The organism is Salsipaludibacter albus (assembly GCF_019798055.1).
GTDB classification, from domain to species: Bacteria; Actinomycetota; Nitriliruptoria; order Nitriliruptorales; family Nitriliruptoraceae; genus Salsipaludibacter; species Salsipaludibacter albus.
Genome location: NZ_JAHOPH010000019.1, coordinates 58549 through 73028, shown reverse-complemented (window position 1 = coordinate 73028; position 14480 = coordinate 58549). Strand labels below are relative to the sequence as shown.

The 14480-nt window shown below is 67.4% G+C and carries 11 protein-coding genes (1 of these 11 running past the window's edge); 7 read left to right on the top strand and 4 right to left on the bottom strand.

Translation table 11 applies throughout. The features are described 5' to 3' along the window. Positions 1-144 precede the first annotated feature (144 nt). From KR546_RS12510 to KR546_RS12495, 4 genes are read left to right on the top strand one after another with little or no spacing between them, the layout of a single operon-like run. Positions 145-1650, top strand: coding sequence for an SCO6880 family protein (locus KR546_RS12510; RefSeq protein WP_238445047.1), 1506 nt, complete (start codon positions 145-147; stop codon positions 1648-1650). Then, positions 1647-3146: a hypothetical protein gene (locus KR546_RS12505; RefSeq protein WP_238445046.1), complete on the top strand. Its 1500-nt coding sequence runs from the start codon at positions 1647-1649 to the stop codon at positions 3144-3146. The genes KR546_RS12510 and KR546_RS12505 overlap by 4 nt, the downstream gene beginning before the upstream one ends. Beyond that, positions 3143-4906: a type IV secretory system conjugative DNA transfer family protein gene (locus KR546_RS12500; RefSeq protein WP_238445045.1), complete on the top strand. Its 1764-nt coding sequence runs from the start codon at positions 3143-3145 to the stop codon at positions 4904-4906. Before KR546_RS12505 ends, KR546_RS12500 begins: the two co-directional genes overlap by 4 nt. After that, positions 4903-5346, top strand: a complete 444-nt coding sequence (locus KR546_RS12495) for a DUF4913 domain-containing protein (RefSeq protein WP_238445044.1) — start codon at positions 4903-4905, stop codon at positions 5344-5346. The genes KR546_RS12500 and KR546_RS12495 overlap by 4 nt, the downstream gene beginning before the upstream one ends. A 56-nt stretch (positions 5347-5402) precedes the next feature. On the opposite strand, the gene KR546_RS12490 is transcribed toward KR546_RS12495, so the two are convergent. Together KR546_RS12490 and KR546_RS12485 are read right to left on the bottom strand one after the other, a co-directional pair. After that, positions 5403-7058, bottom strand: a complete 1656-nt coding sequence (locus KR546_RS12490) for a cell wall-binding repeat-containing protein (protein WP_238445043.1) — start codon at positions 7056-7058, stop codon at positions 5403-5405. Between the two features lie 560 nt (positions 7059-7618). Beyond that, positions 7619-9337 carry a cell wall-binding repeat-containing protein gene (locus tag KR546_RS12485; protein WP_238445042.1) on the bottom strand — a complete coding sequence of 573 codons (1719 nt, stop codon included), beginning with the start codon at positions 9335-9337 and terminating at the stop codon, positions 7619-7621. 261 nt (positions 9338-9598) lie between these two features. On the opposite strand from KR546_RS12485, the gene KR546_RS12480 reads away from it, so the two are divergent. Then, positions 9599-10093 carry a hypothetical protein gene (locus KR546_RS12480; RefSeq protein WP_238445041.1) on the top strand — a complete coding sequence of 165 codons (495 nt, stop codon included), beginning with the start codon at positions 9599-9601 and terminating at the stop codon, positions 10091-10093. A gap of 167 nt (positions 10094-10260) precedes the next feature. Beyond that, positions 10261-11751, top strand: coding sequence for a hypothetical protein (locus KR546_RS12475; protein WP_238445040.1), 1491 nt, complete (start codon positions 10261-10263; stop codon positions 11749-11751). Between the two features lie 97 nt (positions 11752-11848). On the opposite strand, the gene KR546_RS12470 is transcribed toward KR546_RS12475, so the two are convergent. Beyond that, positions 11849-12328 (bottom strand): integrase core domain-containing protein, encoded by a 480-nt coding sequence (locus KR546_RS12470; RefSeq protein ID WP_238445039.1) that lies wholly within the window; start codon positions 12326-12328, stop codon positions 11849-11851. Beyond that, positions 12265-12837 (bottom strand): helix-turn-helix domain-containing protein, encoded by a 573-nt coding sequence (locus KR546_RS12465; protein ID WP_238445038.1) that lies wholly within the window; start codon positions 12835-12837, stop codon positions 12265-12267. Before KR546_RS12465 ends, KR546_RS12470 begins: the two co-directional genes overlap by 64 nt. A gap of 520 nt (positions 12838-13357) precedes the next feature. Here KR546_RS12465 and KR546_RS12460 point away from each other — a divergent pair. Beyond that, on the top strand, positions 13358-14480 hold the 5' portion of the coding sequence (locus tag KR546_RS12460) for a cell wall-binding repeat-containing protein (RefSeq protein ID WP_476661764.1). 74 nt of this gene lie beyond the right edge of the window; 1123 of the gene's 1197 nt are visible here — the first part of the coding sequence; the start codon lies at positions 13358-13360; its stop codon lies off the right edge, out of view.

Sequence of the window (14480 nt, the reverse complement as noted above, 5' to 3'; positions counted from 1 at the left end):
GCCGGCGGGTGGTGGGGGGCGGTTTGGGGCGGTGGGGGCGTCGCGGGCGCATGTGGCGATGGCGGCGGTGGATGTGACGGCCAAGGCCGGTCAGGCCGCCAAGAACGCGGCGGTGGATGCCGCCACGGGTGAAGGAGAACGCCAATGACCACCAACACCACCACCGCCCCGGCCGATGGCGGCATCAGGACGTATGGCGGGTGGCGTAGAGCCCGGGGCTGGGGCCTGTGGGGTCTGTCCCAGGGCGAGACCGTCGCGGTGCTGGCCGCGCTGTTGCTGCCGATCCTGGCGTTGCCGTTCGCGTGGCAGATCACCGTCGCGCTGTTGCCGGTGTCGGCGGTCGTGGTGGGTGCGGCGACGATCCGGGTGGATGGGATCCCGGTGGGGCATGCGATCGCCCGCCGGTGGCGGTTCTTTCAGGCGTCGCGTCGTGGCTACACCCGCTACGACGCCGGCGTGCTGACCGACCACCCCGACACCTGGCGCCTCCCCGGCGCGCTCGCGACCACGAAGCTGTTGTCGGTGGAGGACGTGACCGGACGCGAGTTCGGGATGGTGTGGAACCAACGCACCGGCGAACTCACCGCAACACTTCGCTGCGCGGCGGTGTCGATGGGGCTGGTCGACCCGCAGGTGTCCGACGGCTGGGTCGCGGCCTGGCATGCCTGGCTGGCGCGGCTCGGCCATGAACCCACCGTGCGGCATGTCGCGGTCACGATCGACTCTGCCCCCGAACCCGGCTCGCGACTGGCCGCCAACGTCGCTGCCGCGACCGTCGACGACGCACCGGCCGACGCGGTCGCGCTGCTCGAGGAACTGGTGGCGAAGTCCCCGGCGGCCGCGGCGGATGTCGAGACGCGCGTGTCGATCACCTTCCAGCCCGACGCCGGCCCCCGCAAACTGGCCGACCAGGCCGAACGCACCGCCGAAGTCTCCCGGCTCCTGCGCGGCATGGAATCCGCCCTGGGTGGCTGCGGCGTCGCCGTCAAGGGCCGGGCGACGGCGGCAGAGTTGGCCGGTCTGTTGCGGGTGGCCTACGACCCCCACTCCCGTGGGGAGGTCACCTCCGCACTCGCGCACGGCTGGACGAGCCTGATCGGCTGGGACACCGCCGGCCCGATCGGCGCCGACGAGGCCTGGAATCGGTACGTGCATGACTCGGGGATGTCGGCATCGTTGGTGTGGCAGGAACCCCCACGCCAGGTCGTGCCGTCCCAGGTCCTTGAGCCGCTGCTGACCCCGCAGCCGTTCGCGACCCGCGTCACCCTGCTGTACCGGCCCCTGCCGGCCGCGGCGGCCGCCGCACATGTGGACGATGAGGTCAACGCCGCGACGTTCCGTGATGCGCTGCGCCGCCGGCAGGGGCGTGACCAGACGGCGCGGGACCAGGCTGACCACGACCGGGCGGTGCAGGCCGCCCGCGAAGAGGCCGCCGGCGCGGGCATGGTGCGCTGCGACCTGTATGTCACGGTCACGATCGACGATCACGACGACCATGCCCTGGCGGAAGCCGTCGCGACCGTCCGGTCCGCAGCCGAGGCCTCCAAAATCCGGCTGCGCCCGCTCAATGGGTCCCAGCAGTTGGGGTTTCAGACCACGCTGCCGGCGGGGCTCGACCCGGCCGCGCTGGCGGGGCGGTCTCGCCGATGACGACCACCACGGAACCCGGGCTCGAGGACGCGGCTGCGATCTTCGACCGCAAGACGGTCCCGCCCGCGTGGGGCCCGCGGCTGGCGGGGGCGGGGCGGCTGTCGCATGTGGAGGCGTCGGCGGGGTGGCAGGCCACCACGGTGCAGGCCTGCGGACTGTTTCCGTTCGTCGCGGGGTCGGGGTCGCCGGCGATGGGGGTGCCGATCGGCCGGCACATGGACTGGGGCGAGGTCGTCTGCCTCGACCCGTTCCAGTGGCTCCAAGCGGGGTTGGTCAACAACCCCGGGATCTGGGTCCAGGCCGAACCCGGTGTCGGGAAGTCGTCGCTGATCAAGCGGCTCATCCGCGGCATGGCCGGCTTCGGGATCACCACCTTCGTCCTCGGCGACACCAAACCCGACTACCCCAAGGTCGTCGAACGTCTCGGCGGGCAGGTCATCCGCATCGGCCGCGGCCTCGACCGCATCAACCCGCTCGACGCCGGCCCCCTCGGCACCGCCCTCCCACACCTGTCATCGACCGACCGGGCCCGGCTGGCCGAAGAGATCCGCGGCCGCCGCCTCACCTCCCTCCTCGCCCTGGTCGCACTCGTCCGACGCGGCAGCACGATCCGCAACGTCGAAGAGGTCCTGCTCGGCACCGCCCTGGACGTGTTCACCGACGCCCACCCGCCGTCCGTCGACCCCACCGTCCCCGACATCCTCACCCTCCTCCGCGAGGGTCCGGAGCTGCTGCGCTGGGCCGCAGCCGCCGACACCGACCAGGAGTGGCGGGCCGAGTCCCGCGAGCTCGTCCACACCCTCGCGCTGCTCTGCCAGGGCCCGTTCCGTGGGGTGTTCGACGGCCCCACCACGACCCCGATCGACCTCGCGTCGCCGGCGGTGTCGGTCGACATCTCCCGGGTCGCGGCCGCCGGCGACACCCTGGTCGCGGCCGCGATGCTGGCCACCTGGAGCTACGGGTTCGGGATGGTCGACGCCGCCCACACCCTCGCCGAAGCCGGCCTCGCGCCGCCGCGACGGTTCTTCGCCGTGCTCGACGAACTGTGGCGTGCGTTGCGCGGCTCGCCCGGGCTGGTCGAGCACGCCGACGCGCTCACCCGGCTCAACCGGGCCAAGGGCATGGCCCATGCGATGATCACCCACTCCGTCACCGACCTCGAAGCCCTCCCCACCGAAGAGGACCGTGCCAAGGCCCGCGGGTTCATCGACCGGTGCGCCATCAAGATCCTCGGCGGCCTCCCCGCCAAGGAACTCACCGCCCTGTCCGAATCCGTCAAGCTGTCCCAGGCCGAACGCGCCAAGGTCGCCGGATGGTGTGCCCCCCCGACCTGGGACCCCGGCGCCATCCATCCCGGCCGCGGCAAGTATCTGATCAAGACCGGCGAACGCGTCGGTATCCCGGTCGAACTCACCTACATGTCCGACGAAGCCGACCTGTACAACACCGACGGCCGCATCACCCGCCACCAACCCGACAGGCAGGTGACGTCGTGAGCCGCCACACCGCCACCCCCACCCGCCCCATCGCCGCCACACTCATCCAGCCCGGCACCGGACCCGCCTGGGCAATCCTCACCCTCGGCATCCTCGTCGCCGTCGCCGGCGGCGTCGTGTGGACCGGCGGCACGCTCGCCGCCGCCATCACCGGATCCGGCGACCCGGTCGCGCCGTTCGGGTTCGACGCCGGCGTCGCCCTGGTCACCGACGGGCCCGCCGCGTTGTGGCCGACCACCCACCCGACCGCGATCTGGACCGCCACCGCAGTGCTCGCCGTCCTGCTGTGCATCGCGGCCGGCCTCGTCGCCGCTCGAACAGCTGCGCAACGAGCCGCCCGCGCCCGGCCCGAAGCCGCCATGGCCGACCGCCGCGACCTGGCCCACCTGGCCCCCAAGGGGGCGACAGCCAAGGCCCGACGGCTCCGCCCGTCGCTGGCCGACCGACGTCGCATCGCCCCGGCCGACACCGGACTGCTGCTCGGCGAGCTCGTCCCGTCCGGGCCACAGCTGCGGGCGTCGTGGGAAGACGTCGCCATGGCCGTCATGGCCCCCCGCGCCGGCAAGACCACCGCGCTTGCCGTCCCCGCCGTCCTCGACGCACCCGGCCCGGTCGTGGCCACGTCGAACAAGGCTGACCTGTGGGCCACCACCGCCAAGCTTCGTGGCGACGTCGGGCCGGTGTTCACCTTCGACCCCCAGGGCATCACGGGACGGCCCCCCGCCTTCTGGTGGAACCCGCTCCACGGCGTCGACAACGTCGAGGCCGCCCACCGGCTCGCCGGCCACTTCATCGGCGACCTGCAAGCCGAAACCAAACGTGACTTCTGGATCTCGGCCGCCCACGACCTGCTCACCGGGATGCTGCTCGCCGCCGGCACGAGCGACCGCACCGTGGTGGACGTGTACCGGTGGCTGACCAACCCGCTGTCAACCGAACCCATCGACCTGCTCGCCGACACCGGCCAACTCGCCGCAGCACGCGGGCTCGAGTCCCGCCAGAACGGCGCACCCGAAACCCGCGACGGGATCTACGAAACCGCCCGCACCGCCGCCCAAGCCCTCCGCGACCCACACATCCTCACCTGGGTCACCCCACCCGACGCGCGGCCCCAACTCGACCTCGAGCGCCTGGTCGGGTCACGCTCCACGCTGTACCTGCTGTCCAAGGACGGCGCCGGCGCCGCCCGACCACTCATCGCCGCCCTCGTCGACGCCACCTTCCGCGCCGGAGTCACCGCCGCCGAACGATCGCCCGGCGGCAGGCTCGACCCGCCGCTGGTCGCCGTGCTGGACGAGGCCGCCAACATTTGTCGCATCGGCGACCTCCCCGACCTCTACAGCCACCTCGGCTCCCGAGGCATCACACCCCTGACCATCCTGCAGTCCTACCGCCAAGGCACCCGCGTGTGGGGACAGGCCGGCATGGACACCCTGTGGTCCGCCGCCACCATCAAACTCATCGGCGCCGGCATCGACGACCCACGACTCCTCGACGACCTCGCCAAACTCATCGGCCACCGCGACATCACCACCCGAACCACCTCCCACAGCCGCCGAGGCACCAACGACTCCTGGTCCACCCGCAAGGACCCCATCATGGCCGCCGACACCATCCGCGCCATGCCCACCGGACAAGCGCTCCTGCTCGCGACCGGCGCACCCGTCGCACCCATCCGTCTCCGGCCCTGGTACGAGACCCACCGCGCCGACAAGATCACCAGCGCCGTGATCGGCAAGAACCAGGCGCAGCCGCGATGACCTCCAGCAACCAGGACGACATAACGGCTCAGCTTCGCAACCTCCAGCGACGCGTGACCGACCTTGAGAGAGCCGGGCAGACTGGCGGGGGTCAGGGCGAGCCGCTGACGTTCGATTCGGCAGGCGACTTCGCCGAACATTGGCTGCTCCAGCACCTCGAACGCCGCGCCACCACAGGGGCCGGCGAAACGGCCTGGTGCAGAACCTGGTGGAAGCATCCCGAAGCAGTTCTCCGAGTCGAAGCCCTTTGGCGATCCTTCGAAGCCGCCCGCCTCGATCCCTTCAACGGCATCGCAACGTGGATCGTCACCCAACTCGACCCCCAGATCACCGTGCTGACCTCACGACGCGGACCACTCGGCCGCTGTACCACCGAAGCCTGCGCAGGTATCAGCCGGCTGCCCACAGAGCCGATTCCTGACGGGCACCCAGCACGCTGACGCAAGGCACTTTCAGGGCTAATACCGGTCGGGCCGGCGCTTCAAACCGAGTTTCGTCATGGCGGGCCTGCTTCCCAGAGAAACACGTCGTAAGTGTAGGGTTCGGTGTCGCCCGCGACCATGTTGGGGCGCGAGCTCAGTATGGCTACTCGATGTCCGTCGGCAGAAATCTCGGCCCAACTCGGCGGATTGGTTGGTTGCGATCCGTCGATAGTCGCCTCTGTGTGAACCGCTGGGGCTTCGCCGGTCATGTCCATGTGCCACCAGCCCCTGGGGCCATCTTGGGTGAACCAGAGTCCGATGGTGCCATCGCCGTTCAAACGGACCCGAGCGTACTGAGGATCGATACCTGGAACATCGTCGTCGTCGACTGTCGTCAAAACAGAGCCGTCACTGGTCGACCACACCGTCGTTGCACAGGCAAGTGCAGAGCCATCGTCGCTCAGTTCCATCCCATCGCGACAGTCGACAGTCTGATCGATCAACTCTCGAGAAGTCCCTGTGCGGTGATCGTATATGCGGATGTTCTCCCGTCCCTCGTTTCCGGTATATGCCACGACTGGAACACTCTCGGCAATAGTGGCGACGGCGTAAGCATCGTCAGCAGGAATCTCTGTGATGGCACCCGAGGACCGTTCCCAAATGGCCAGATCGCTAACGTTAAACGGATCTGGCTGATAGAGGACATGTCCAGCATCGCCTGTCATTCCTCGACCGTACGAAGAACTTCCGGCAGCGATATTGGGAACGGGCGTGAGCTCACCAGTGCTGAAATCTAGAAGAGACAGGTTCGCAGATCCTTCGACGAGAATGGTCTCGCCATCGTTGGAGACATCGACGATATCTCTGACTCTTGCCTCTTCGTTGCTCGGAAGTACCAACCTATGCTGACGCTCACCAGTATCTACTGAGTACCGGTGAAGGTAGAAGCCTTGCCACAGATGATTAGGGAACGTGATGTAGAAAATCTGTGATCCGTCAGCCGTGATCGCGACTTCCCCTCGAGGGGGAATGCCAGAGGCCTGGGGACCCTCGCCTTCAAGATTGACGCGACGGATTCGTGGGTACGTCGGATCGCTGACCACTGCGTCGTCAGCGTCGGCGAGCACGGTGTCGGTGATGGCGGCAGGGCCTCCCAGCGCGACGACTTGGCCAGGTGAGAGCCGATCGATCTCGTCAAGCACCACTTGGGGCACAGCTCCGGTGGCGGGTACCAACAGGACGGGGCCGTCGGTGAGCGCGCCACCCGCCAGGGCGTCGACCAGCGGTTCGCGGCCGCGTGCGAGGTAGACCCGGCTGGACCCGGCGGGGAACTGGTACTGCGACACAGCAACCGCCGTGGCATACCGATTCGACCCAGCTAACCGCGAACTAGTCGCGATGGAGCAGTCGACGTCGATCTCGAGCGATGCAATCTGTTCATCGTCCCCCAGCAGAGCGATCACTTCGTAGGCAGCTTCTGTCGGGACTTCAAACGTCTCGGACTCTCCAGGGGATAGCTCGGGCCCTTCGTAGATGCCGAACAGGATTGGACCATCCACTTCACGCGCCGCGATATAGATGTCGCCGTCGGGGTAGGTACTGGTCACCGTGATGCCGGGCGGGCCGCACACAGGATCCCCGGTGAAGACATGCTCGTCGGCGCTCGTTGGTGGATGGGAACCACCTAGACCGCTCATCACCAGAAGAAGGGCGAGGGTTACGACGCCCACGGCGGGCCGCCACCTGAATGACGTGAACACACTTGTCCCCTATCTCTGCCCTGCTCTTCGGCAGGCGGCGTTCCCCTGTCCAGTAGGAGAAGCTATGTCACGATTCGGTCGGAACGGGTTCCCTGGAGATGAAGACCGAAGGCGCGGAGCATTCAGGCTGGCTGCGGGATAGCACTGACGATCATCTCCCCCGCACTCGCCTTTGGTGCGGCTCAGCACGCTAGACGCCGCGGTGGACGATCGTGTGAACTATCGCCACTATGGCGACTGTTGCCCTAGGGGATGCGGGACCCTAGTCCCGAAATGACACAAGCGTATTCACTGCGGGTGCCTGCGCGAGGGCATGGTCGCCGTGGTGTCGCGTCTCACCACCGGCTGGCCCGTCGTCTGTCGTGTGACCGTGTCCAGGACGATGGCGAAACGCATTCCTGTGCGCCAACGGTTTTGCTCCACGTCAAAACCACCGTCGACCCCTGGGTCCCACGACCGTGGGCTCCCGAACGACTTCTATGAGGACCCGAACACTTCACGGGCTCGACCCAAGACGTGCCACCGCTGCCTTAGTCGTCTGGACCTCTGTCCCACATGAACACGTCATCGCTGTAGGGATCGTCGTCACCTAGAACCATGTTTGGCCGACTGCTCAATATGGCCACCCGACGCCCGCTGTCGGAGAGATCAGCGTCACTGGGCCCATTGGAGGGCGAGGATCCATCCAACGTCTCTTCCATGTAGACCGAGGACAAGGAGGCCGTGTCCATGTGCCACCAACCTCGTTTGGGGCCCTGAGTCCACCAAATGCCGACACTCGCGTCAGCGTTCAGCACAGATCGAAAGTACCCGGACTCGACATCTTCGATGTCGGACGCTCGCGCAACCTCACGCAAAGCACCCGTAGCGACGTCAACCAAGTAGCCGTTCATGCTCAGTGTCGTCCCGTCCCCGCTGAACCCGTCAAGGCAGCACCCCTCGACCTCCGCTGGCACAAGATCAATTCCTGGAACAGGCTCATGCAATCCGGTGGCGTGGTCGTAGACGGCTGTCTCACGAGCCCCGTTGGTGACACTTTGGTACGCCACCAGAAGGCCTGAGTTGCTCAGGTGATAGAGCTGAGGTACTGCCGAGTCAGCGTCGAGAAGCTCGGTCAACTCCTCTTGTTGGCGATCCCACAGCACCAGCCGCCCGTCGTAGCCGTCCGTTGTTAGCACGTACCGGCCGTCGGCCGAGATGTCGGCCGAAATCGGGCTGATGTCGTCGCTTACTGGCAGGAGTTCGACCGATCCATCTTGGGCGTCGAGCACGGCTGGGTGGCCGAGTTCGCTGCTGGTGAACACGAGCCACCGGCCGTTGTCGTTCACATCCACCAAGGCCGGGTAGCCATAGATGCTGTCCCACGAGGCCGGGGTCGGAATACGTGTCCGTTCCAAGGTCTCGGTATCGACCCTCCACAGGAAGAACTCCCACACAATGTCGTCAACTGGGTCTGGGCGCTTGTCCGTGTAGTAGATCCAGCGACCATCACCGCTGATCTGGCTGGTTCCCACGCCATGATCCGTATCGCGGCTGATCCTGGTCAACGTGGGGAACGAGGACGGCGGTTCCACGTCGTCGGCGGCGTCGGTGAGGGTGGCTTGGGAGATGGCTGCGGGGCCACCCAGCGCGACGACCTCGGTGGGGGCCAGGCGCGCGATCTCGTCGGTGACGACAGCCGGCACGGTGCCGGTCGGGGGCACCAGCAGAACTGGCCCGTCGGTGAGGGCCCCACCGGCCAGGGCGTCAACGAGCGGGTCGACACCGCGGGCCAGATAGACGCGGTCGGCTCCCGTCGGGAACTCATACTCGGAGACGGTGACTGCGGTGGCGTACCGGTTCGCGCCCGACAACCGGGACGTCGCGACGTCGTCGGCGGCGTCGGTGAGGGTGGCTCGGGAGATGGCTGCGGGGCCACCCAGCGCGACGACCTCGGTGGGGGCCAGGCGCGCGATCTCGTCGGTGACGACAGCCGGCACGGTGCCGGTCGGGGGCACCAGCAGAACTGGCCCGTCGGTGAGGGCCCCACCGGCCAGGGCGTCAACGAGCGGGTCGACACCGCGGGCCAGATAGACGCGGTCGGCTCCGGTCGGGAACTCATACTCGGAGACGGTGACTGCGGTGGCGTACCGGTTCGCGCCCGACAACCGCGAGGTCTCCACGTGGTCGGCCCGCGAGACGGCAACCGCACCACTGCTGGCCAGCACCATGACCACGACAATCGTTCCAACAACTGGCCAGTACTTCACCTGGTTTCCCCTCGACCCACGCGAAGGTAGGCGTGTTGACGACGATCACCATTGTCTCAGGGCGAATTGCGACTGCGGTCGTTGCCGATGCATGACCACAGTCCCAAGGCCGGCTTCGTCGCGAGCACCCATTGCCGTTCAACGGCATCGGCTTCCCTGGATTTCTCAGGATCTGACTGTCCAGCGGTAGTCTGGCCAGCCGAGCCTTTGGCGTCGCACCATCGGGGGTTCATGTCCAAGGCGATCTTGGTACGAGCATGGGTGGCTCTGCATGCCTTGACCGGGCTGGGACTGGTTGTCTTGGCGTGGCGTCTGCTTGCCGGACTCGAGAGTGCCTGGCGCGTGTTGGGTGTGGTCGTCGTCGGGTCTGCGTGGGGTGCGCTTGGTCTGCTCGGTCTGGTTCTCGTTCTGGCGAGTCGTGACGCAGTCAAGGGGGCACGTGTGACCCGCGACGTCAGAAGCGGAGTGGCTCGGGTCGAGCGTGAGGTCGGCAGGTTGCATGCAGACGTTCGGGAGGGCCAGCAACAGGCCGAGACCGTGTGGGCATCGCAGGCGGCAGCCCATGACGACCTGGCCGGCCAACTGGCGTCATCTCGAGCGGAACTCGGTCGCGTCGAGGAGCACCTGGACCGGACCGAGACAGCTGTCGAACAGGTCGGTCTCGACACCAGCCGGGGCGTCTCTGCGGCTGTGCTCCGCCTTGACGAGATCGTCGACCGGCTCCGCCACGGCACGGACACTGCCGACAAGGCATGACGACCGACACGCCCCGTAGGTCCGTGGTACCACCCAACCCGGGTCGAGTCGGCCGGCGGCTCGACCTGAATCGCGGGTGGGTGCTGCCCGGCCGAGAACCGCCGGTCACCGACCCGCGCACGGACCAGGCGCCGTTGCCTGCCTCAGCAATGATTCGACTCAGTGTCGTGATCGCCATCGCACCGGACGGCCCACCCGCTGATGAGGCCGACGTTTCCCGACACGACGACGTCGAGGACTCGGGGGCCGCCAGCATCGATCCATTCGACGACGCCATCGCTGACGTGCTGGCGGTCCTCGACCACGACGACGAGCTGATCGTGGTGGATGCCCGCGGTGTGGCGACGCCGCCCCCGCTGTCGCAGCCCAAATCAGCACTCGACCCGGCGGCAGACAGCACACAGGATGTCGCCGACCACGATCCGGGGCAGGCCCCAGGACACCACGACCTGGGGCCACGTCAGCCGATGGACGATACGCGGGTGCGGTGGTTCCTGACGGCGACGAGCCGATCTCAGGCTTGGTCGATCAACCTCGGTCTGCGGCACGCTCGCGGCCGTATTTTGGCTGTCGTCCGTGACCCGGCAGGTGCTGCTGCGGTGGCTGAGCAGCACGCGATGCTGGCGAGCCGAAACGCTTTGGTCGTGGAGGTGCGTGTGCCGTCAGCAAACGATGCCAGGCCAGATGTGGTCGGGTTGGTTGGATGGCGTGACGCCGCGCTGGGACGCGTGGGCTTCCTGGACGTCGACACCATTCGTCCCTGGGCCGACTGGCATGCTCGGGCCGCGGCCGCCATCGTCCCCCGGGCGCATGTCCAGGTGGATGTAGCGATCAAGGGGCTGCTGGCGTCCCCGTCTCGAGGCGGCCGCCGCGCAGGAGACATTGGTTTGGGGGTCGGCTCCGCGGTGGGGGGCGAGCATCGAGTTTCGATGGTGGATCGAGGACGGGTCGGCTTTCCGCCACGGCGCGAACCGGTCGCGATCACCCTGGCATCGATCCCCCAACGTCGCCGCCACCTCGAACACGTTGTGTCGACCTTGCTGCCACAGACCGATCTGCTGGCTGTCCACCTCAACCACTACCCGGACACACCCGGCGTCCTCGACCACCCACGAATCGTCGTGTCGCACAGCCACGAGCTGGGTGACCTGCGGGACAACGGAAAGGCCGCCTTCAGCGACGTCGTGCCCGATGGCTACCACCTGATGGTCGACGACGACATCGACTACCCGGACGACTACGTCGACGGGCTGATCGCCAAGGTGGAACAGTACGACCGTCGTGCAGTCGTGGGCTACCACGGCGCAGTGCTGGAACTTCCCGTGAGTTCGTACTTCGCATCGAGGAGCAAGGTCCTGCACTTCGGCACCGAGCTGGGTGAAGACCGGCGTGTGCACGTCCTGGGCACCGGCACCGTGGCGATGCACACGGACACCCTCCGACTGGGACTGGACGACCTCCCGACGACCGGCATGGTCGACATCTGGCTTGCAGTCGCCGCCACCCGACGCGCCATCCCCTTGGTCGCAGTCGCCCGCCCAACTCGCCACCTGCGCGAACTCCCGCGCGTTGGGCCAACGTTGTATCAGGAGTATCGCGATGACGACCAGGCCCATTACGAAGCCCTGAGGACTCTCGACCTCCCGGTCCTGGACTGACCATCTCTGTGAAGTACGCGCTCGTCGGGGAAGTCGTCCCGTCTAGGACGTCCGGTTGACGGGTTGTGGTGACAGGTGAACGGTTCTGGGTGGGTGGTCATGCTAGGTCGCTGATGGTGGTTTGGTGCTGGTGGAGGACTTGGAGGGGGCTGCGGCCGCGCATGTAGTCGGAGCGGTTGGTGCGGCGGTGGTTGTAGTGGTGGATCCAGGTCTGGAGTTGCCGGTCGAGCTGGTCGAGGGTGGTGAAGAATTCGCGGTGGAACGCGACGCGGAAGAACTCGTGGAGCACGGTGCCGTGGAAGCGTTCGCACACGGCGTTGTGGTTGGGTGACCGGGGCGGGGTCTTGTGGTGGGTCACCTCGAGCAGGTCGGTATGGCCCGTGAAGTCGCGTCCGACGAACTCGGGTCCGCGGTCGGTGAGCACACCGCTGACCGTGACGTCGAGGTCGTCGAGCCGCTTGATGACCAGGTCCAGAAATGCCGCGGCGGCGGCTGCGGTCTTGTCGCCGGTGATCAGTTGCACGACCGCCCAGCGGGTGTGGGTGTCGACGGCGGTGAACTGCCAGACCTTGCCCACGCCCTTGAGCTTGCCGACGTAGAAGGTGTCCAGGGCGACCAGATCGCCTGGTTGGGCGGCGAAGTGGCAGAACCCGAACGGCCCTCCAGGGCCCGGTCGACCACCGGTCCGTCGGTCACGGCGGTGACCTGGGCCAGTGCGGTCAGGCGTTGGCTGCGTCGACCCAGCTGGTGCCGGTTCAACACCTTCTGGACCCCGGATGCGGACAGGTCGATGCCGCGGTCGGCGAGGAACACCAGCAGTTGGCGGGCGCCCAGCGTTGGACGCGACATCGCTTCGGCCAGGATGATCTCGACCTGCCACAGCGGGGTCTCGTTGGGTTGGCGCGGCCGGCGGCGGGCGCGGGGCCGCAACGCGTCCAGGCCGTAGGCGTCGGCGTGGGCCTTCCACAGGTAGTAGGAGGCCCGGGACACGCCCACAGCCCGGCAGGCGGCGGCCACGCTGCCCAACTCGGCGGCCAGGGTGAGCACACGGACACGGCGCTGGTAGATAACGTCTGCAGAGGTCACGGGGAGACTTTCTCTTCGGCTTCGACACCCAGAAGAGTTCTCCCCGTGACCCTCCAAGTCACGGAACTGTCACCTCTACCTGTGATCCCTACGGTCTAGGACACGTTCCAGCGTCGGCGGGGACGCGGCCGGGCCGGAGATCACAGGTGATCGTGCCTGCACCTTGGAGTCGTCGCCGCCACCACGACCCAACTCGACGCCTGCCGAGCCACATATATCCCCTGCAAACCCCTCGGCCCAGCGGACCATGTCCGACATGAGGCAATGGGCCTGGTTCTGTCGCATTGTGCTTCAGGTAGATCCGGCAGTACCCGGACGCTGAGACGCAGATGCCCGTAGACAACCTTCGCTAGGACCAAAGTCCCAGATTACGCCTCCAGCCTTCTTGAGGGTTTTCGCCCCCCTATGGTTGCCAGCGCAGCGACATGGGGACCGGGGCTTGTCATCAGTGCCGCTGGCTCGGAACAAGTGAACGTCTCGTGGGAGTCTTCGATTGGCAGCATTGAGAACTTGCGGCACGATGGCCTTGCGCGATGGGGGTCTTGGGCGGATCACGGTCCTTTGCCCTCTGCTTTTGGCGGTGCTCATGGTCATCTCGGGACTGGTGGCGGTCGTTGCCGAGGCGTCCCCAGACTCGTCGCGGTTGGCCGGGACGAACAGGTACGCGACGGCGGTGGAGGTGTCGCGACATCAGTTCCCGTCGGGCGCAAGCACGGCCTATCTGGCTCGGGGCAGGGACCCACTCGTTGATGCCCTGGCTGGCGGGGCCGTGACGGATGGTCCGGTTCTGCTGGTGCCACCATCCGGGTCGGTGCCCCAAGTCGTCATGGACGAGATCGCCAGGCTGGGTGTCGCGCAGGTCGTGGCCTTGGGAGGGCCTAGCGCCGTCGCTGACGACATCCTGATCGAAGCCGCCCAAGGGCGGTCATCGTCGCGGTTGGCCGGGACGAACAGGTACGCGACGGCGGTGGAGGTGTCGCGACATCAGTTCCCGTCGGGCGCAAGCACGGCCTATCTGGCTCGGGGCAGGGACCCACTCGTTGATGCCCTGGCTGGCGGGGCCGTGACGGATGGTCCGGTTCTGCTGGTGCCACCATCCGGGTCGGTGCCCCAAGTCGTCATGGACGAGATCGCCAGGCTGGGTGTCGCGCAGGTCGTGGCCTTGGGAGGGCCTAGCGCCGTCGCTGACGACATCCTGATCGAAGCCGCCCAAGGGCGGTCATCGTCGCGGTTGGCCGGGACGAACAGGTACGCGACGGCGGTGGAGGTGTCGCGACATCAGTTCCCGTCGGGCGCAAGCACGGCCTATCTGGCTCGGGGCAGGGACCCACTCGTTGATGCCCTGGCTGGCGGGGCCGTGACGGATGGTCCGGTTCTGCTGGTGCCACCATCCGGGTCGGTGCCCCAAGTCGTCATGGACGAGATCGCCAGGCTGGGTGTCGCGCAGGTCGTGGCCTTGGGAGGGCCTAGCGCCGTCGCTGACGACATCCTGACCGAAGCCGCACAGGCCGTGTTGGAGCCGGCGAACTCTCCGCCGGTGTTGGATGTGCCGGCGGAGGTGTCGGGCGTGGTCGGCGTGACACTCGTTCCGGTGGAGGTCACGGCCAGCGATCCTGACGGCGACGATGTCGCGCTTGCGGGTG

Bases quoted from the DNA above. Each gene is read 5' to 3' on its own strand.
- KR546_RS12510 (WP_238445047.1), top strand. From the start codon at position 145: ATGACCACCAACACCACCACCGCCCCGGCCGATGGCGGCATCAGGACG.
- KR546_RS12505 (WP_238445046.1), top strand. From the start codon at position 1,647: ATGACGACCACCACGGAACCCGGGCTCGAGGACGCGGCTGCGATCTTC.
- KR546_RS12495 (WP_238445044.1), top strand. From the start codon at position 4,903: ATGACCTCCAGCAACCAGGACGACATAACGGCTCAGCTTCGCAACCTC.